This is a genomic window from Micromonospora sp. DT48 (assembly GCF_049844495.1).
GTDB lineage: Bacteria > Actinomycetota > Actinomycetes > Mycobacteriales > Micromonosporaceae > Micromonospora.
The window spans coordinates 261,573-278,755 of record NZ_JBNCLE010000006.1; the positions used below are offsets into that span (position 1 = coordinate 261,573).

The 17,183-nt window shown below is 71.8% G+C and carries 19 protein-coding genes and 3 tRNA genes; 17 read left to right on the forward strand and 5 right to left on the reverse strand.

Annotated features, from left to right (window positions below):
* The 7 genes from ACLQ2S_RS07205 to ACLQ2S_RS07235 are packed head-to-tail and all read left to right on the forward strand — an operon-like array spanning position 1 to position 4,497.
* A complete protein-coding gene (locus ACLQ2S_RS07205; RefSeq protein WP_309223096.1) occupies positions 1–903 on the forward strand; it encodes a type II secretion system F family protein in 903 nt (300 codons plus the stop codon).
* Positions 900–1,763, forward strand: coding sequence for a type II secretion system F family protein (locus ACLQ2S_RS07210; protein WP_309223095.1), 864 nt, complete (start codon positions 900–902; stop codon positions 1,761–1,763). Before ACLQ2S_RS07205 ends, ACLQ2S_RS07210 begins: the two co-directional genes overlap by 4 nt.
* A 25-nt stretch (positions 1,764–1,788) precedes the next feature.
* Complete coding sequence (locus tag ACLQ2S_RS07215; protein WP_155217228.1) at positions 1,789–1,992, forward strand: hypothetical protein; 204 nt, start codon at positions 1,789–1,791, stop codon at positions 1,990–1,992.
* 3 nt (positions 1,993–1,995) lie between these two features.
* A complete protein-coding gene (locus ACLQ2S_RS07220) occupies positions 1,996–2,439 on the forward strand; it encodes a TadE family protein (protein ID WP_155217226.1) in 444 nt (147 codons plus the stop codon).
* On the forward strand, positions 2,424–2,891 hold the full coding sequence (locus tag ACLQ2S_RS07225) for a TadE/TadG family type IV pilus assembly protein (RefSeq protein WP_155217224.1): 468 nt from the start codon (positions 2,424–2,426) through the stop codon (positions 2,889–2,891). Before ACLQ2S_RS07220 ends, ACLQ2S_RS07225 begins: the two co-directional genes overlap by 16 nt.
* Positions 2,888–3,313, forward strand: a complete 426-nt coding sequence (locus ACLQ2S_RS07230; protein ID WP_155217222.1) for a pilus assembly protein TadG-related protein — start codon at positions 2,888–2,890, stop codon at positions 3,311–3,313. Before ACLQ2S_RS07225 ends, ACLQ2S_RS07230 begins: the two co-directional genes overlap by 4 nt.
* A 14-nt stretch (positions 3,314–3,327) precedes the next feature.
* Complete coding sequence (locus ACLQ2S_RS07235) at positions 3,328–4,497, forward strand: LysM peptidoglycan-binding domain-containing protein (protein WP_155217220.1); 1,170 nt, start codon at positions 3,328–3,330, stop codon at positions 4,495–4,497.
* A gap of 89 nt (positions 4,498–4,586) precedes the next feature.
* Here the strand turns inward: ACLQ2S_RS07235 and ACLQ2S_RS07240 are convergent, their stop codons facing one another.
* The 3 genes from ACLQ2S_RS07240 to ACLQ2S_RS07250 all read right to left on the reverse strand — a co-directional run bounded on the left by ACLQ2S_RS07240 (position 4,587) and on the right by ACLQ2S_RS07250 (position 7,961).
* Entirely contained in the window at positions 4,587–5,438 is an 852-nt protein-coding gene (locus tag ACLQ2S_RS07240; protein ID WP_425701370.1) for a Rieske 2Fe-2S domain-containing protein, read from the reverse strand.
* A 75-nt stretch (positions 5,439–5,513) separates the two neighbouring features.
* A complete protein-coding gene (locus tag ACLQ2S_RS07245; RefSeq protein ID WP_155217216.1) occupies positions 5,514–6,992 on the reverse strand; it encodes a dihydrolipoyl dehydrogenase family protein in 1,479 nt (492 codons plus the stop codon).
* Between the two features lie 57 nt (positions 6,993–7,049).
* The gene (locus ACLQ2S_RS07250; protein WP_309223093.1) at positions 7,050–7,961 is read right to left on the reverse strand and encodes a phytoene/squalene synthase family protein; all 912 of its coding nucleotides are present in this window, start codon (positions 7,959–7,961) and stop codon (positions 7,050–7,052) included.
* 64 nt (positions 7,962–8,025) lie between these two features.
* Here ACLQ2S_RS07250 and ACLQ2S_RS07255 point away from each other — a divergent pair, with 64 nt between their 5' ends.
* The 9 genes from ACLQ2S_RS07255 to ACLQ2S_RS07295 all read left to right on the forward strand — a co-directional run bounded on the left by ACLQ2S_RS07255 (position 8,026) and on the right by ACLQ2S_RS07295 (position 14,483).
* Positions 8,026–9,180, forward strand: a complete 1,155-nt coding sequence (locus tag ACLQ2S_RS07255) for a polyprenyl synthetase family protein (RefSeq protein WP_155217214.1) — start codon at positions 8,026–8,028, stop codon at positions 9,178–9,180.
* 30 nt (positions 9,181–9,210) lie between these two features.
* Complete coding sequence (gene crtI / locus ACLQ2S_RS07260) at positions 9,211–10,692, forward strand: phytoene desaturase family protein (RefSeq protein WP_425701371.1); 1,482 nt, start codon at positions 9,211–9,213, stop codon at positions 10,690–10,692.
* Positions 10,693–10,747: 55 nt separating this feature from the next.
* Positions 10,748–11,329 (forward strand): isopentenyl-diphosphate Delta-isomerase, encoded by a 582-nt coding sequence (gene idi / locus ACLQ2S_RS07265; protein ID WP_155217212.1) that lies wholly within the window; start codon positions 10,748–10,750, stop codon positions 11,327–11,329.
* On the forward strand, positions 11,319–12,257 hold the full coding sequence (locus ACLQ2S_RS07270) for a MerR family transcriptional regulator (RefSeq protein WP_309223091.1): 939 nt from the start codon (positions 11,319–11,321) through the stop codon (positions 12,255–12,257). Before idi ends, ACLQ2S_RS07270 begins: the two co-directional genes overlap by 11 nt.
* A gap of 153 nt (positions 12,258–12,410) precedes the next feature.
* Positions 12,411–13,199 carry a polysaccharide deacetylase family protein gene (locus ACLQ2S_RS07275; RefSeq protein ID WP_155217210.1) on the forward strand — a complete coding sequence of 263 codons (789 nt, stop codon included), beginning with the start codon at positions 12,411–12,413 and terminating at the stop codon, positions 13,197–13,199.
* A gap of 155 nt (positions 13,200–13,354) precedes the next feature.
* A tRNA-Glu gene (locus ACLQ2S_RS07280) sits at positions 13,355–13,427 on the forward strand.
* A gap of 33 nt (positions 13,428–13,460) precedes the next feature.
* Positions 13,461–13,534 (forward strand) — tRNA-Asp (locus ACLQ2S_RS07285).
* Positions 13,535–13,635: 101 nt separating this feature from the next.
* Positions 13,636–13,709, forward strand: a tRNA-Phe gene (locus ACLQ2S_RS07290).
* A 423-nt stretch (positions 13,710–14,132) separates the two neighbouring features.
* The gene (locus tag ACLQ2S_RS07295; protein WP_155217208.1) at positions 14,133–14,483 is read left to right on the forward strand and encodes a hypothetical protein; all 351 of its coding nucleotides are present in this window, start codon (positions 14,133–14,135) and stop codon (positions 14,481–14,483) included.
* 485 nt (positions 14,484–14,968) lie between these two features.
* Here ACLQ2S_RS07295 and ACLQ2S_RS07300 read toward each other — a convergent pair whose 3' ends face one another.
* A complete protein-coding gene (locus tag ACLQ2S_RS07300; RefSeq protein WP_425701372.1) occupies positions 14,969–15,901 on the reverse strand; it encodes a hypothetical protein in 933 nt (310 codons plus the stop codon).
* A 196-nt stretch (positions 15,902–16,097) separates the two neighbouring features.
* On the opposite strand from ACLQ2S_RS07300, the gene ACLQ2S_RS07305 reads away from it, so the two are divergent.
* Positions 16,098–16,610 carry an SRPBCC family protein gene (locus ACLQ2S_RS07305; RefSeq protein WP_155217204.1) on the forward strand — a complete coding sequence of 171 codons (513 nt, stop codon included), beginning with the start codon at positions 16,098–16,100 and terminating at the stop codon, positions 16,608–16,610.
* Between the two features lie 34 nt (positions 16,611–16,644).
* On the opposite strand, the gene ACLQ2S_RS07310 is transcribed toward ACLQ2S_RS07305, so the two are convergent.
* On the reverse strand, positions 16,645–17,034 hold the full coding sequence (locus tag ACLQ2S_RS07310) for a hypothetical protein (RefSeq protein ID WP_309223090.1): 390 nt from the start codon (positions 17,032–17,034) through the stop codon (positions 16,645–16,647).
* Between the last annotated feature and the right edge of the window lie 149 nt (positions 17,035–17,183).

The window sequence follows — 17,183 nt, forward strand, 5'->3', positions numbered from 1 at the left end:
GTGGGTACCAACGTCGAGCTGATCGCCCTGGTCTCGGGTGCGGCCTGTGTGGCCGGTCTGGTGCTGGCGGTCGTCGCGCTGGTCGGCACCCGTCGGCCACCCGGCCGGGCACCTGGGGCGGGCCCGGGGATCGAGCGGCTCTGGCGCGGCTCCGGCACCACCGCCCGCGAGCAGCGGGCACACCAGACACTGCTGGTGAGTGCGGTGATCGCGGGCGCGCTGGCCTTCCTGCTGACCGGCTTGCCGGTGGTCGGCCTGCTGGTCGCGGTGGCGGTACCGGGCACCCCGTGGCTGTTCTCGGTCGGCCGGGCCGAGCAGCGGGCCATCGCCCGGATCGAGGCGGTCGGCGAGTGGACCCGCCGACTCAAGGACGTCTCCGCCACCGGGCAGGGACTCCAGCAGGCGATCATCGGCACGGTCACCACCGCGCCCGAGGAGATCCAGGAGGAGGTACGCCTGCTCGCCGCCCGGCTCCAGGCCGGCTGGCTGGCCCGCTCCGCGCTGCTGGCCTTCGCCGACGAGATCGGCGACCCGGTCTGCGACCAGGTGGTGGCGGCGCTCATCCTGCACCTCACTGACCGGGGTGAGCGTCTCGGCGATGTGCTCGGCTCGATCGCCTCGGCCGCCGCGGCCGAGGTGGCGACCCGCCGGGAAATCGAGGCCAAGCGCACCCAGCCCCGGTTCGCGGTCCGCTTCCTCACCGGGATGACGCTGGCCACCCTCGCGTACGGACTGCTCAACCGCGAATACGTCCAGCCCTACGACACCCCGTTCGGGCAGTTGGTGATGGCGGTGCTCGGTGCCGCCTTCGTGGGGCTGCTGGCCTGGGTGCGCTCGATGAGCCAACCGCCCCGACCGGCCCGTTTCCTGCCCGCGCCGGACCCGAGCGAGGTGGTGGCGTGAACCTGATCCTCACCTTGGCGGTGGTGGCCGGTGCCAGCTTCGGGTTGGGCGTGTTCCTGGTGGTCCGCGAGCTGGTGCCGGCGACCCCCGCGCTCGGCCCGGCGCTGCGCCGGCTGCACCAGCCGACGGGGGCCGCCCACACCGGTCCCGCCGACCGGCGGCTGGACTGGCTCACCGGGTTGGCGCGCTGGCTGCGCCCGCCACACCGGCAACTGGCCCTGCTCGACCGCACCCCCGAGCAGTACGCCCTCTCCCTGCTGTTGTCCGCCCTGATCGGGCTCTCCGCTCCGGCGCTGCTCAGCGTCACCCTGCTCAGCGTCGGCGTCTCGCTGCCGCTGGCCGTACCGGTGGTGGGCAGCCTCGGTCTGGCGCTGCTCTGCGCGCTGGTGGCGCACCGTTCGGTGCTGACCAAGGCCGACGCCGCGCGGGACGAGTTCCGCCAGGCGGTCTGCACCTACCTCGACCTGGTGGCGTTGCAGCTGTCCGCGGCGCACGGCCCGGTGCAGTCGCTGGAGCGGGCCGCCGCGATCTGCCAGGGCTGGGTCTTCGACCGCATCTCCGAGGCGCTGCGGATGGCCCAGATGCAGATGCACTCGCCCTGGGACGAGCTACGCGATCTCGCCGACCAGATCGGCATCCCCGAGCTGGGCGATGTCGGCGCGATCATGCGCTCCTCCGGCAGCGAGGGCGCGCAGGTGCACGAGACCCTCCGCAGTCGGGCCGACTCGCTGCGGGACCAGATCCGCACCGACAACCTGGCTCGGGCCGAGGGGGTGACGAGCCGGCTCGACATCCCTGGCGCGCTGCTGGTCTTCGTCCTGCTCGGCTTCGCCATCTATCCGTTCCTGGCCCGCCTCTAGGCCGACCCGAGTAAAGGAGCCCCGAATGACCGTCCTCACCTACGTACACGTCGCGCTACGGGCGCGGCTGGCCGAGCTGCGCGGTGACCGTGGCGACAGCCCGGTGCCGACAGCTGTGATCATCTTCGGCCTGGTGGCCGTGGCGATGGCGGTGACCGCCGCCGCCCTCGGCGCGGCCAACGACTGGATGAGCAACATCCCGAGCCACCAGAACCCGACGGCCCCCTGATCAATGCGCCGTACCCTCTCCACCGGCTGGTGCCGGGTGGTCGCCGCCACCCGGCACCGTCGGTTGCCCGGCGACGGCGAGCGGGGCGGCAACCCGGTGGAGTTGGCGGTGGCGCTACCGGCGGTCCTGCTGATGCTGTTCGCCTCGATCCAGGTCGCCGCCGTCTTCGTCGCCCGGTCGACCGCGCTCAACGCGGCGCAGAGCGGGGTCAACGCGGCGCGGCTCCTCGACGCCCCGGCGGGGGCCGGTGAGGAACGCGCCGCCCGGTTCCTCCGGACCGCCGGGGACTGGCTGGTCGACTGGGACGAGCCGGGGCCGAGTTGCGCCGTCACGGACACCGACGTGACCTGCACGGTGACCGGCCGGGCCCTCTCAGTGGTGCCGGGGGTGCGCTTCTCCGTCAGGCAGACGGCACACGGGACAGCCGAACGATGGACCGAGCCGTGATGAGCCGGGGCTCCGTGTCGATCGAGGTGGCGGTGCTGGCACCGGCATTCGTGGCGATGATGGTGCTGGGCGGGGTCGCCGGGCGTACCGCGGTGGCCAGCGCGGCGTTGGAAGCCGCCGCGCACGATGCGGCGCGGGCCGCGTCGATCTCCCGCGACGCCTCCACCGCGCGTGCGGCGGCCCGGGAAGCGGCCCGGCAGCAACTCGACTGGCGGGGCGTGGCCTGCACCAGCGCCCCACAGGTGACCTTCCGCGGCTCGGTCGACGGTCGCTCGACCACCTTCAATCAGGCGTTCGGCAGCGCCATCGGGCAGGAGGCGTCGGTCACCGTCGAGGTCGCCTGCACCGTCTCCTACGCCGACATCCGACTTCCGGCACTGCGGATGCCGAACGGGCAGCGGATCACCGCCTCGTTCACCTCGCCGCTGGACCGTTACCGGAGCCGGCGATGACGGCCGCACGCGGTGACGCCGGCCGGGTGAGCATCTTCCTCGCCGTGGCCCTGCTCGGGGTACTCGGCATCATCGGCATGGCGTTCGACGGCGCCGGCCAGCTCCGGACGCTCCAACGCGCCGAGAACCTGGCCGCCGAGGCGGCCCGCGCCGGAGGCCAGGCGATCGACCGGGCGACCGCCATCGAGGGCGGCCCGAAGCGGATAGACCAGGCCCAGGCCCGCATCGCCGTCCGGGACTACCTGACCGCCGCCGGGGCCGACAACTACACGGTGGTCTTTCCCGTGGTCGACGGCGAAACCCTGATCCGGGTACGCGTCCAGGTCACCTACGACCGGGCGATGCTCGGCCTGTTCGGCTTCTCCAACACCGTCACCGTCTCCGGTGAGGCGACCGCACGGGCGCTGACCGGGGCTCCCTAGGAAGGAAGGTAGCCATGGCCGCATCGGGTGGCACCGCCGCACGGCGGGTCGGTCGGGCGCTGACCGGGTTCGGTGCGCTGGTCGTACTGGTCGGCCTGCTGGTCGGCGGGCCGATCGCCCTGCTGGCCTTCGCCGGCAACCCCCTCCCCGACCACGTACCCACACTCGCGGAGATCGGCAGCACGCTGACCAGCCGCGACGACGGGCAACTCTTCCTGCGGGCACTGGCGATCGTCGGTTGGTTCGGCTGGGCCACCTTCGCCCTCTCCGTGCTCGTGGAGTTGGGCGCGCAGGCGCTGGATCGGCCCGCTCCCCGGTTGCCCGGCATGGGTCGGCAGCAGCGGGCCGCCGCAGCGTTGGTGGGATCGGTCGCGCTGATCCTCGCCGCCAGCCCGGCCGCCACGGCCGCCACCACCGGATACGCCGCCCCCGCGTACGCGCCGTCGGCGAGCGGGCCGGCGGTGGTCGCCATGGCCGCACCCTCGACGACCGGGCCGACGACGACGGCCGTACGGGCGACGGACGACACCTCCAGCCACGCACCGGTGTACCGGGTCGCCAAGGGCGACTACCTGGGCGGGGTCGCCGACCGGTATCTCGACGACTTCGACGACTACCACCGTCTCGCCGCGCTCAACAAGCTGCGCGACCCGGACCGGATCCGTCCCGGTCAGCTGATCAAACTGCCCGGTGACGCACGCGACCAGGGTTCCCGGCCACACGCCACCGGGCGGTTGGTCGCGCCGAAGCCCCGGCCCGCACCCGGCCCGGAGCGCACCGAGCAGACCCGTCCGGCGCCGGAGCGGCCGGACAGCTCGACCCAACAGCCCGGCGAGGCGGTGGAGCTGCCCGGCGGCTCGACGCAACAACCTGACGGCGCGACGGACCGAGCCGGTAAGGCCACGCCCGCTCCGGTGCCGACCGAGCAGCGGCAGCCGGAACCGTCACGAGATGAGACGTCGGAGGACCACTCCCCGGTGGTGACGGTGGGCGCGGCTCGGGCCGGTGAACCCGACGGGGTGAACCGTCCGCTCGCCGTCTCCGCGGTACTGGCCGTGGCCAGCATCGTCGGCGCGCAGATCGGGGCGGTGCTGGGCCTGCGCCGTCGGCCCGCCACTTCCCGGCACCACCCGAGCGGCCACGTTCCCCGGGAGTTGCCCGTGGGTCGACACCGCCGGGACTGACCCCGGCACGGGCTCGGCGTCCGCGCGTGCCCGCAACGGGGCGGCCGGGGCCCGCGACGAGGCGGGTCGAGCGGGCGGGCGACCGCCCGTCAGGGCAGCCGGGCCTCCAGGCGACCGTCTACGATCCGGGTCGGTAGGACCTGCTGGTCGTTCGGGGACGGGCCGTGCACCACCTCGCCCCCGTTGAGCCGGAAGGTGCTGCCGTGCCACGGGCACACCACGCACGCGTGCCCGTCGACCTCGCGTACCTCGCCCTCGCCGAGCGGGCCGCTCTGGTGCGGGCAGCGCTCCAGCATGACGGTCACGTCGTCGCCGTGCCGGTAGAGGATCACCGATACATCGTCGACCTTGCGGGTGACGAGTTGCCGCTGCGGCAGGCTGGTCATCTCCGCGACCGGGTGCCAGCCATCGCTGATCAGATGCAGGTCGGAGACGCTGACGTTCACCTGGGCACCCTGCTTGTACGCCAGGTGCCCGCCGAGGTACGCCCCGGCACCGGCGGCGCTGAGCCCGAGCCACCCGAGGGTACGCCCGAGCCCGTGCCGACCGGACAGGCGCGCGGCCAGCGAGGCGCCGTACAGCGCCAACCCGACGGAGTTCGACGCGGCGTGCACCAGGCCGACCCGGCGCTGGTCGCGGGAGAGCCCCGCCCAGTCGTTGAGCCCGGCGACCGCCGCCGGCAGCGCGCTCAGCGTGCCGACCGCGGTCAGGGTGGTGGCCGCCCTCCGCTGGCCGGGCATCAGGTCCAGCACGGCCGCGCTGATCCACGCGCCGACCGGCACCTGCACCAGCGCCGGATGCAGTGGATGGCCCAGCCAGACGCCGTGCAGCAGGTCACGCACCCGTTGCGGGCGCAGCACCCCCTGCACTCTCTGCTGCAACCGGTCACCGAACCGGTCGAGGCCGGAGGCTTGCTCGATTTTCGTCAACAACGCTCGCACGGGTAACGACTTCCCGCCGTACGCCGACGCAAACCGGTCGTCGGGGACGAACCGCCATCGGACCGGGGATTCAGCTCATCGTCCCAGGTTGCTCAGCGCGTCGGAGATCGCCCGGTGGAAGGTCGGGTACGCGTAGATCATGTGTCGGAGCTGGGTCAGCGGGACGGCCGCGTGCACGGCCACCGCCAGGCCGGACAACACCTCACCGCCGGCTGGACCGACCGAGGTGGCACCGATCAACACCCCCTGGTCGGCGTCGGCGACGAGCTTGACGAAACCGACCTCGTCGGTGCGGTGGATCCAGCCCCGGGCCGACGACGGCAGCCGGGTGAAGCCGACCTGCACGTTGACGCCGCGCTCACGGGCCTGCTGCTCGGTGAGGCCGACCGCGCCGATCTCCGGATCGGTGAAGGTGACCCGGGGCAGCGCCCGGTAGTCGGCGCGGGGCACCGACCCGGCCGAGCCGCCCGCGCCGGTGCCGGCCAGCGAACTGGCCGCGCCGGCCGCACCGCCGACCACGCTGGCCATCCCGCTCGGGTCCGCGCCGCTGTCCGCGCGCCGGAAGTGGTCGAGCAGGTCGGCGACCACGATGGACGCCTGGTACATGGCGACGTGGGTGAAGGCACCCTCGCCGGTGACGTCACCGACCGCCCAGATCCCGTCGGTGACGTGCAGCCGGTCGTCCACCCGCAGGTACCGCCCGCTGGTGTCGACGCCGATTGAGTCCAGCCCCAACTCCTCGAGGTGGGCGCGGCGACCGGTCACCACCAGCAGTCGTTCGGCGGTGAACTCCTCACCCTCGGAGCCGTGCAGGGTGAAAACCGCGTCGTCGTACTCCACCCGAGCGGCCTTGACCCCGGTGTGGATCTCCACCCCGTCCGCCCGCAGTGCGGTCGCCGCCGCCTCGGACGACTCCGGCTCCTCGACGGCCAGCACCCGATCGAGCGCCTCGACCACGGTGACGCGTACGCCGAAGCGGGCGAACACCTGGGCCAACTCCAGCCCGATCGCCCCACCGCCCAGCACCAGCAACGAGGCAGGCAACCGCTCGACCTCGATGGCCGCCCGGTTGGTCCAGTACGGGGTCTGCGCCAATCCCTCCACCGGCGGCACCGAGGGACGCGTGCCGGTGCCCAGCACGATGCCGTGGCGTGCCTGGAAGACCTGGTCACCGACCCGGACCCGGCCGGGGCCGTCGATCCGGCCGCTGCCCCGGACGAAGCGCCCGCCCTTGTCGGTGAACCGCTGCACCGCCACCCGATCGTCCCAGTTGTCGGTGGCCTCCGCGCGGATCCGCTGCGCCACCGGCGTCCAGTCCGCAGTGAGCTGCACGGTGCCCGCGAGACCGTCGACCCGACGGGCCTCGGCGAGCGCGTTCGCCGCCCGGATCATCATCTTGCTCGGGACACAGCCCCAGTACGGGCACTCCCCACCGACCAGGTCCCGTTCGATGCCGACCACGGTGAGTCCGGCCTCCGCGAGCCGACCGGCCACCTCCTCCCCACCGACACCGAGCCCGAGCACCACCACGTCCACCAGTTCCGGCTCCGCCATGTCGCCCAGCATCGCGCACCGGCCTGTCGTCGGCCAGCGGGTCGCGCGGATGCCGGCTCACCGCAACGGCGGTCCGGGCACCTCGACCGGGGTGCCGGCCGGGGTCAGCAGGGCGCGGGTGGCCACCGCGAGCCGACGCCGCTGCGGCACCGTGGCCCGGCGGGCGAAGACGTCGTAGCCCTGGGCGGCCACCTCGTCGAGGATGCCGCCGTAGAGCAGGTAGGCCGTGCGGATGCAGGCCTGTGAGGCACCGTCGAGCAGGACCACACCCGGCGCGGCGGCGACGTAGTGCGCCTGGGCACGAGCCACCTCGTACCGGATCAACTCCCGCACCGGTTCGGTGGCCCGCCCGGCGGCGTGGCAGGCCAACAGGTCGTCCCGCGTCACGCCGAAGGCGGCCAGGTCCTCGTCGGGCAGGTACGTCCGGCCGCGAACCAGGTCCTCACCGACGTCCCGGATGAAGTTGGTCAGCTGGAACGCGAAGCCGAGCTGCCGGGCGGGCTCGCGGGCCGCCGCCGGATCGGAGCTGCCCAGGATCGGCAGCATCATCGTGCCGATGACCGCCGCCGACCCCTCCATGTAGTCCAGCAGGTGCTCGTAGGTGCGGTAGGAGGTGACGGTCAGGTCCATCGCCATGCTCTTGAGGAACGAGGCGAAGTCCTCCCGGTCGAGGTTGAAGACGGCGATGGTGTGCAGCACCGCCGGGAGCAACGGATCGGTCACCGGCGCACCGTGCAGCCCGGCGACGAACCGACCCGCCCAGTCGTCCAGTCGGGCCGCACGCGCGGCCGGTGGCAGGGCGTCGGTCTGATCGACGATCTCGTCGGCGTAGCGCGTGAATCCATATAAAGCGTGCACATGCCGCCGTTTCCAAGCGGGCAGCAGCCGGGTGGCGAGATAGTAAGTACGGCCATGACGTCTGTGCAGTTCGCGGCATCTGTCGTAGGCATCGGCGAGATCCAAGTCCACCGGCCCCTCCTCTAAATCGACGCACCAATCGACGCAACCTGTACCCTAGGGTACGCTCGGCGGCATGGCCAGCGATGAACCAACGGGTAACCTCCTCCGGGTGGTGAATGAGCAGCCGATCGGTGGAGTCGACCCGATCGCTGCCGTCCTGGCCGCCTACACGCGGGACCTCGTCACCGCCGTCGACACCACCCTGGCCGAGTTCCTCGATGCCGAGGTCGACGCACTCACCGCTATCGACCCGGCGATGGGCGGTTTCGCCGCCACCGCCCGCGACTGCGTCCTCTCGGGCGGCAAGCGGGTCCGGCCCACGTTCGCCTACTGGGGGTGGCGCGGCGCGGTCGGCGGCAACACGCCGGTCACCCCGGTGCTGCCCGCACTGGCCACCCTGGAGTTGCTGCACACCTTCGCGCTGGTGCACGACGACGTGATGGACGCCTCCGCTACCCGACGCGGCCGACCGACCGCGCACGTCGCGGTGGCCGCCCAGCACGCGGCGGCGGGTCGCAGCGGCGACTCGGGGCGCTTCGGTGAGGCGGTCGCGGTCCTCATCGGCGATCTCTGCATGGTCTGGGCCGACCAACTCATGGCCCTCGCCGACCTGCCGGCGGACCGGCTGCTCCAGGTCCGGCGTGGCTACGACCGGATGCGGGTGGAGACGGTCGCCGGGCAGTACCTCGACGTGCTCGGCGAGACCGACCCGGAGAGCTGGTCGGTGGACCGCGCGCTCCGGGTGGCCCGGTACAAGACCGCCAGCTACACCGTGCAGCGACCGCTGCTCTTCGGGGCCAGCCTGGCCGGCGTCGACCCGGACGGCCCGCTGGCCACCGCGTACACCCGCTACGGCCTCGCCGTCGGCGAGGCTTTCCAGCTCTGCGACGACCTGCTCGGGGTCTTCGGTGACCCGACCACCACCGGCAAACCGGCTGGGGACGACCTGCGCACCGGCAAGCCGACGGCGCTGCTCGTACTGGCCCGGGAGTTGGCCACGCCGGCCCAGTTGCGGGCCCTCGACGACACCGACCGGCACGCCGCCGAGCCGGAGATCGCCCGCCTCGCCGAGGTCGTGGTGGACACCGGGGCGGTGCGACGGATCGAGCGGATGATCGACGAACGGGTCGAGGAGGCGCTGGCCGCGCTCGACACGGTCGCCGTCGACGAGACCGCCCGCACCGCACTGGTCGGCCTCGCGATCGCCGCCACCCACCGGCGGGCATGATGGGCTTCCTGCATAGAGAGGTGGTCGCCGGTGCGGACCGTTGACGGGCGTACTGATCAGGTAGTGGTTGTCGGTGCCGGTCTCGGCGGGCTGGCCTGCGCGCTGCACCTGGCCGGCAGCGGACGCCAGGTGACCGTGCTGGAACGCGAGCCGGTGCCGGGCGGGCGGGCCGGTCGGCTCAGCGTCGACGGCTACGAGTTCGACACCGGACCCACGGTGCTCACCATGCCCGACCTGATCGCCGAGGCGCTGGCCGCGGTCGGCGAGGAGCTGACCGACTGGCTCGATCTGATGCCGCTCGATCCGGCCTACCGTGCCTACTACCCGGACGGCTCCACGCTCGATGTGCTCACCGACACGGCTGCGATGGCGGCGGAGATCTCCCGGGTCTGCGGGCCTCGGGAGGCCGACGGCTACCTGCGGTTCGTCGACTTCGCCCGGAACCTGTGGCGCCTGGAACGGGCCGATTTCATCGAGCGCAATCTCGACGCCCCGACCGACCTACTCACCGGCAACCTGCTCAAACTGGTCGCCACGGGCGCCTTCCGGCGGCTGCAAACCAAGATCGACCAGTTCTTCCGCGACCCGCGTACCCGGCGGATCTTCTCCTTCCAGGCGATGTACGCCGGGCTCGCCCCGCACGACGCGCTGGCCATCTACGCGGTCATCGCGTACCTCGACTCGGTGGCCGGGGTCTTCTTCCCGCGCGGCGGCATCCACGCGGTCTCCCGAGGACTGGCCGGTGCCGCCGAGAAGCACGGCGTGAAGATCCGGTACGGCACCACGGTCGACCGGGTGGAAACCGCGAACGGCCGGGCGACCGGAGTGGTGACCGCCGACGGGGAGTTCGTACCCGCCGACGCCGTGGTCCTCAATCCGGACCTTCCGGTGGCCTACCGCGACCTGCTGCCGCCAGCCCGGCAGCGCCGGCTCACCTACTCACCCTCGTGTGTCGTGCTGCACGTCGGCTCGACCCAGGGATACCGACGCATCGCCCATCACAACATCCACTTCGGGCGGGCCTGGCAGGGCACCTTCGACGAGGTCATCCGCCAGGGAAACCTGATGTCCGACCCATCCCTGCTGGTCACCAACCCGAGCCGGACGGATCCGGCGGTGGCGCCGACCGATCGGCACACCTACTACGTGCTGGCTCCGGTGCCGAACCTCGAACGGGCGCCGTTCGACTGGCGCGGCGACCTCACCGCCCGGTACACCGATCAGCTCATCACCACTCTGGAGGAGCGCGGCTACGTCGGCTTCGGCGCGGGCGCCGAGGTGCTGCGGGCGATCACCCCGGCGGACTGGGCCGAGCAGGGCATGGCGGCCGGTACGCCGTTCGCCTCCGCACACACCCTGTTCCAGACCGGCCCGTTCCGGCCGTCCAATCTGCACCGCTCGCTGTCCAACGTGGTCTTCGTCGGCTCGGGCACCCAACCCGGCGTCGGCGTACCGATGGTGCTCATCTCTGGCAAGCTTGCCGCGGCCCGGATCACCGGGAAGCAGCAGTGAGCTCGACCAGCGAAGCGGTGCCGAGCCCTGCGGTCAGGAACGGAGGAGCGCGTTGATGCCGCAGTCCCGGGAGAGCCACCTCGTCGAGTTGGTCGACGACAGCGGCCGGCCGGTCGGGGAGGCCACGGTGGCCGCCGCCCACCAGCCGCCTGGTCAACTGCACCGGGCGTTCTCCGTCCTACTCGTCGCGCCCGACGGCCGGGTGCTGCTTCAGCGCCGCGCCGCGACGAAGACCCGCTTCCCGTTGCGCTGGGCGAACTCCTGCTGCGGCCACCCCCAGCCGGGTGAGACCCTGGCCGAGGCCGCCAACCGGCGACTGACGGAGGAGTTGGGTGCCGACCCGGTGCCGCTGCGCGAGATCGGCGTCTACGTCTACCGTGCCGAGGACCCGGCCACCGGGCGGGTCGAGGTGGAGTACGACCACGTCCTGTGCGGCGAGTTCCACACCGACGGGTCACTACGCCCGGAGCCGACCGAGGTGGCGGAGCTGCGCTGGGTCGAGCCGGACCAACTGGCCGCCGCGCTGCACCACGATCCCGACGCCTACGCCCCGTGGCTGAGTGGCGTACTGGATCGACTCCTGCAACTGCCCGGGCAGCCGGACGACGACGCGCCGGAGCGGCCAGGTGGCCGATGAGGCGCTGAGCGCGGGCATCGTCGCCCGCCGCCTGGGGGTCGCGGTGACCACGCTACGTACCTGGCACCAACGGTACGGCCTCGGGCCCAGCCACCATGTTCCGGGCCATCACCGGCGCTACACACCGGCCGACCTGGCCCGGCTAGAGGTGATGCGACGACTCACCGCCGAAGGGGTAAGCCCCGCCGAGGCGGCCCGATGGGCCCGGCAGGCACCCGACAGCCTCGCCTCCGTCGGCACCGCCGACCCGCGCCGGGCACGCGACGGCGGCGGTACGACCATCCCCGTCGGGCGTGCCGGACCGGCGGCCCGGGGGCTGGCCCGTGCCGCGATGCGGCTGGACGCCGACGCCATCAGCGAGGCGGTCGCCCAGGCCCTCGCCGCCGACGGCGTGGTGACGACCTGGGATCGGCTGCTGCGTCCGCTGCTCGTGGGTATCGGCGAGCGGCACGCCGCCACCGGCGCGCTGGTCGAGGTCGAGCATCTGGTGACCCGCTGCGTATCGACGGCGTTGGGCTCGGTGGCATCCGCCAACCCTGCCTGCGGGCCGCCACGCGTGCTGCTCTCCTGCGCCGACGAGGAGCAGCACAGCCTGCCGCTGGAGGCCCTGGCCGCAGCGCTGGCCGAGGCCGGCGTCGGCTACCGGATGCTCGGTGCCCGGGTGCCGGTGGCGGCACTGCTCGCCGCGATCGCCCGGACCGGACCGGCCGCGGTCGTGCTCTGGTCGCACACTCCGGCCACCGCCGATCCGGCCCAACTCACCGCTCTGCTGACCACGCCGAGCCGACCGCTGCTGGTGCTCGCGGCCGGTCCGGGCTGGCAGGCCCGGACCCTGCCGGTCGGGGTAGTCAGCCCGGCCGACCTGACGGAGGCACTATCCCTCACCGTCGCCCTGCTCGACTCGCTGGACCGCCCGGCCGCCTCCTGACCGCTCGTCGGGGACCGGCAGCCTCACCCATCGACGCCGGACCCCGCATCGGCACGGAGGGCGCTCACGTCCTGACCCGCCGTCCATCGACTCAAATCGGGTGAACTAGCGTCGGGGGGTCCGCGTACCCCGAACCCCTCTCGGGAGCGAACGATGCGCCACCCCGCTCTGCTGGCTTTCCTGGTCGTCCTGCTCGTCGCCGGTTGCGGCGGCGACAGCGGCGGCACCCCGGAGGCCACCGCACCCACCAGTCCGCCGCCCTCGGCCGCCCTTCCGCCGGAGGCGTCCCCGTCCCCGTCGCCGACCCGCACCGTGCCGCCGAAGCCACGGCTACGACCGCTGCCGAAGAAGCTGCCGGCCGGCCTGGTCCGCACCACCGGCTCCGAGAAGGTGGCCCTCACCTTCGACGACGGGCCGAGCCCGGCCTGGACGCCGAAGGTGCTCGACCAGTTGAAGGCGGCCAAGGTGAAGGCCACCTTCTGCGTGGTCGGCTCACAGGTCCGTAAGCATCCGGCCCTGCTCCGGCGGATCGTCCGGGAGGGGCACCAGCTCTGCAACCACAGCTGGAACCACGATCTCGACCTGGCCCGACGGCCGGTTGCCGAGATCCGCGCCGACCTGGCCCGCACGAACAAGGAGATCCGGCGGGCGGTGCCGGACGCGGAGGTGCCGTTCTACCGACAGCCCGGCGGCCGGTGGACCGCCGAGGTGGTGAAGGTCGCCAAGCAGCTCGACATGCGCTCACTGCACTGGACCGTCGACCCGCAGGACTGGGCCAAGCCGACCGCGGCCACCATCGCGAAGCGGGTGAAGCGGGCCGCCCGTCCCGGTGCGGTGGTCCTGCTGCACGACGGCGGCGGCGACCGGGCGGCGACCCTCGCGGCCTGCGCCAAATTGATCAAAGGGCTGAAGCGCGACCACGGCGTCGCGAAGATCGCCTAGAGACGGCTTCCAGCTGCGGGTTTCCGGCGCGTTGTGGCTGCCGCCATACCGGTTTGGCCGACCGGTGCGCCATCACGTATGCTTTCGAAGCCTCCGGCGGGGCCGGATGGGAGCAAGACCGTTCAGCGTTGCGAGTATGCAATGATGGCGGGGCCGCCCTCATCGTCTAGCGGCCCAGGACGCCGCCCTTTCAAGGCGGTAGCACGGGTTCGAATCCCGTTGGGGGCACGGTTCGGCTCAGGTCGAATGCAACACCAGCAAGGTCCTGTGGAGCAGTTGGAGTGCTCGCCGCCCTGTCAAGGCGGAGGTCGCGGGTTCAAGTCCCGTCAGGACCGCAAGCGCTGACGCCGCGCCATCGCGCGGCGTTCTGCGTATCGGGCATGTGACCCGTCCCAGCGGTGATCCCGCCGGTTGGGTAGCATGGTCCGAGCACCACGGCCAGGTAGCTCAGTTGGTACGAGCGTCCGACTGAAAATCGGAAGGTCGGCGGTTCGACCCCGCCCCTGGCCACATAGCCTTTCGCCGGGCTATTGCAACGCCGATCAGCGGAAACGCCGGTCGGCGTTTTGCTTTGTGCCCAGAGATCCCGCCTGTCCGGTGCAACCCTCGTTGACCCCGAGATCCCTCTGACGACCGACTCTTGTTGCGCGGGGATTGCACGGACAGACCTTGCTACTCACGCAAGCGTCCATGGTCCCGACGCTGCCCAAGTCCCTCACCCGTCGTCCACGAGGGAAGCCAGTAGTGATGCTGAAACTACTCTCCGTAGCTGACGCTCGCGCTGGCTCGAACTCTCGCTCGCGCTCTGTAGTTACAAACCCAGCCTCCAAATGTAAGTTTTCGCCTCGAGGCTTTAGATGTGACCTCGAGTGCTGGGTAGACTTGCTAGAGGTACGACGGCGGGAGTATCAGGACCACCTGCTGCGGACCAGCATGACCGGCAAGTTCGATCCGTGGATCCGGTTCTTCTCCGAGGCAGTACGAGCACAGGCCGTCCTGGCTGTTGACCGCATCGACGCTCTGCTCGACTGGAAGCAGCACGCGCTTGACCGCCTCAGAGAGGCGAATGTTCGCGGCGTCGCAGCCAGGATCGTCGAGGATCTGATCGGTTACCCCATGCTCACCCCGACCACTGCAGCCCAGATGTACAGCGTCTCCTACCCAGCTGTGAACACTGCCATCCGTCGGCTAGAGCACCTCGGAATCCTCCAAGAGCGGACGGGGCGTCGTTACGCTCGCGTCTTCGCCGCCAAGGACGTACTCCGAATCATCGATGCTCGATAGCCCGCCAGGCAGTCGAGTGAACCCGGCACGCCACCCGCCATCCTGACTCTGCAGGCTGGAGCGGCCTGGTCGCCGCCTTCGAGCTCTCGACCAGTGAGAGGGTTTCGCACCGGCGTCGGAGCAAGAAGTATGGCTTCATGCCGCTGAACATCTGGTGGTCTGATCGTCCTGCCGAGAGGTTCTGGATGGAGATCACCGACCGGGACCTACTCGGAGACGACCTCACAGCCCCCCGCTTCGACGGCAGTGGCAAGGAGAACTGGTCCTACGCCCTGGTTTCGGAGACTCGAACAGGCGACGTCGTCTTTCACTACCACTTGCCGCACGGGAGTCCTCCTGCTGCTCGTTCTTCGCCTTCACCGTCTCCCGACCCGACCCGACGTCACTGACCATGGACGTCCGCGTACCGGCCGGGTACGTCGACGTGCTCGACGGCCTCGCCGACCGGGCCGCCGTCGTGCGGCGGCGACGGGGATGATCAGGTCCTAGCCGTCCTGCTGCCGGTGCGGTGGTGTCACACCGCTCTGGATCGCCTCCCACACGCTGCGGCCCGCCTGGAGCAGCGTCTCGCCCGCCCGCTCGGCGAACTGCCGCCCGGACGTCGGACCGTGGTCAGGCGGCTCGTGCTCCGGCGGCGCAGTCCCGTCGTCCGGCTCCCGGCCCTGGTCCCGGTCGTCGGGCCCGCCTCCGGTCGTCCGGTCGCTGACCGCGCCGATGGCACCCACCTGCTGCCCCAGGTCGTCGGTCGCACCGCCGGGCGGTCCACCCACCGGTCCCGCCCGTTCGGCTGCCCGACCCGACGGCTCGGCCTCCGGCGCACCGACCGGCCCCCCGGGCCGGGCGAGCGGACCACCCGGCGTAGCGGCGGGCCGGGCGAGCGGACCACCCGGCGTAGCGGCGGGCCGGGCGAGCGGACCATCGGCCGGGGCGGCGGTCGGCGGCAGCGGCCCGGTCCGTCGCAGGGCGGGGTCCGGGCGCCCCACCGCCTGACCGGCGGCAGGTCCGACAGCGGCAGCCAGCTGCTCACCCGCGCCGGCCGCCGTTTCCGCCGCGCGGTCCACCTCCTCCAATGCGACGCTCGCGGAACGGGCGAGCGCGTCGATGACCTGCGGGTTCCGGTCGATCGTGGTGAGCGCGCGGTCGAGGATCGTCACCAGCTTCTCCAGGCGTACCTTCAGCAGGGCCTGCGCCTCCACGCCCTCGATGTCGAGTTCGACCCCCTCGACGTGTACGCGGATACCGGCGTCGAGCTGGAGCAGTCCGGCGAGCCGGGCACGCAGCGACAGGTCGGCGTCCAACTGGTCCACGGAGAGCTGGATCGACCTGACCGAGACGTTGGGCACGTCGAGCAGTACGTCCGGCTCGGGCTCGCCACCACCGACTGGACCGGGCGACCGCCCGGCTTCGCTGTCTGTCATGTTCCCGCTCCACCTCACCGTCGCATCACCCGGCGACGTTCCCGCCGCGCATACCCGCTCTGCGGACGGCCATCCCGGTGCGCCGCGCCGCCACCAACCCGAACTAGATCGACATCCGTGAGTACTGCGATCACCAGGCGGGACGTGCATCCGAGAAAGCTGCGCATCCGGGCATGAGCCGGTATGGTCCGGGCCCATGGGACAGGGGATGGCCGAACCTGCCAACATCCAGCAGGATCTTGAGCGGTTCGCACTCCGCAGCACCCTGTTCGTTCCCGTCTCGGCCGAACGTGCGTACGACGTCTTCACCGGCCGGATCGCCGACTGGTGGGTCATGGAGTACACCTGGTCCGGCCCCGCCCTCCTGGCTGAGTTGGGCATGGAGCCCCGCCCCGGCGGGATGCTCTACGAGATCGGCCCCTACGGATTCCGCAACGACTGGGGGCGGGTGCTCACCTGGGATCCGCCGCGCCGCCTGGTGTTCACCTGGCAGATCGGTGCGGATCGCGCACCGGTGCCCGATCCGGCGCGGGCCAGCGAGGTCGAGGTGCTCTTCACGCCCACCGAATCCGGCACCCTCGTCGAGGTGGCGCACCGGCACTTCGACCGGCACGGCACGGCCGCCGAGGGATACCGGCGAGCCCTGACCGCCGGCTGGCACGAGTTGCTCTCCCGCTACGCGGCGACACTGATCCACTCACCGGCATGAGCGCCACACCGGGCACCGCGACCGACCCGTGCGGTCAGGCCGCCCGGTGCCGCAGCGTCGCCACGGTCGAGCCGGCCAAGGTGAGCAGACACTCGGGCAGCAGCCCGTCGGCAGCCGCCGCGCCGAACAGCGCCCGGCCGGTGTCGAGGTCGTCGTTGGCGTACGCGCTGACGAAGCGGGCCACCCACCGGGCGTCGTACCTGGCCTGGTCGATGCCGGGAAAGTCGAGCGCGCAGACGCCGGGCGGCACCGGATCGCCGACCATCGTCGCGGCCAGGCACCACGCCACGTCGTACGCGCCGGCCAGGCCGTCCCGGTCGACCACCTCGTCGAAGGTACCCACCACGGCGTCGGTGTCCCCGGCGAGAGCCGAGTTGAGGATGGCGGTGGCATCCTCGAACATTTGCTGTGGCGAGTCGGTCACGGAACGCACAGTACGAGTACCGGTCAAGGAACCCACGGCGATTACTCTCCGCTCATGGTGGAGGCGACCTGCGGATAGGCCGGGCTCCACGGTCCCGCCGCCGGTCACGGCACGCTAGTCTGCGCAGCGGACCTTCGCCCGAGGAAGGA

Excerpts from the sequence above, each read along its gene's own strand:
- ACLQ2S_RS07215 (WP_155217228.1), top strand. The coding sequence starts at position 1,789 with ATGACCGTCCTCACCTACGTACACGTCGCGCTACGGGCGCGGCTGGCC.
- ACLQ2S_RS07220 (WP_155217226.1), top strand. The coding sequence starts at position 1,996 with ATGCGCCGTACCCTCTCCACCGGCTGGTGCCGGGTGGTCGCCGCCACC.
- ACLQ2S_RS07225 (WP_155217224.1), top strand. The coding sequence starts at position 2,424 with ATGGACCGAGCCGTGATGAGCCGGGGCTCCGTGTCGATCGAGGTGGCG.
- ACLQ2S_RS07230 (WP_155217222.1), top strand. The coding sequence starts at position 2,888 with ATGACGGCCGCACGCGGTGACGCCGGCCGGGTGAGCATCTTCCTCGCC.
- ACLQ2S_RS07235 (WP_155217220.1), top strand. The coding sequence starts at position 3,328 with ATGGCCGCATCGGGTGGCACCGCCGCACGGCGGGTCGGTCGGGCGCTG.
- ACLQ2S_RS07245 (WP_155217216.1), bottom strand. The coding sequence starts at position 6,992 with ATGGCGGAGCCGGAACTGGTGGACGTGGTGGTGCTCGGGCTCGGTGTC.
- ACLQ2S_RS07255 (WP_155217214.1), top strand. The coding sequence starts at position 8,026 with ATGGCCAGCGATGAACCAACGGGTAACCTCCTCCGGGTGGTGAATGAG.
- idi (WP_155217212.1), top strand. The coding sequence starts at position 10,748 with ATGCCGCAGTCCCGGGAGAGCCACCTCGTCGAGTTGGTCGACGACAGC.
- ACLQ2S_RS07275 (WP_155217210.1), top strand. The coding sequence starts at position 12,411 with ATGCGCCACCCCGCTCTGCTGGCTTTCCTGGTCGTCCTGCTCGTCGCC.
- ACLQ2S_RS07295 (WP_155217208.1), top strand. The coding sequence starts at position 14,133 with ATGACCGGCAAGTTCGATCCGTGGATCCGGTTCTTCTCCGAGGCAGTA.
- ACLQ2S_RS07300 (WP_425701372.1), bottom strand. The coding sequence starts at position 15,901 with ATGACAGACAGCGAAGCCGGGCGGTCGCCCGGTCCAGTCGGTGGTGGC.
- ACLQ2S_RS07305 (WP_155217204.1), top strand. The coding sequence starts at position 16,098 with ATGGGACAGGGGATGGCCGAACCTGCCAACATCCAGCAGGATCTTGAG.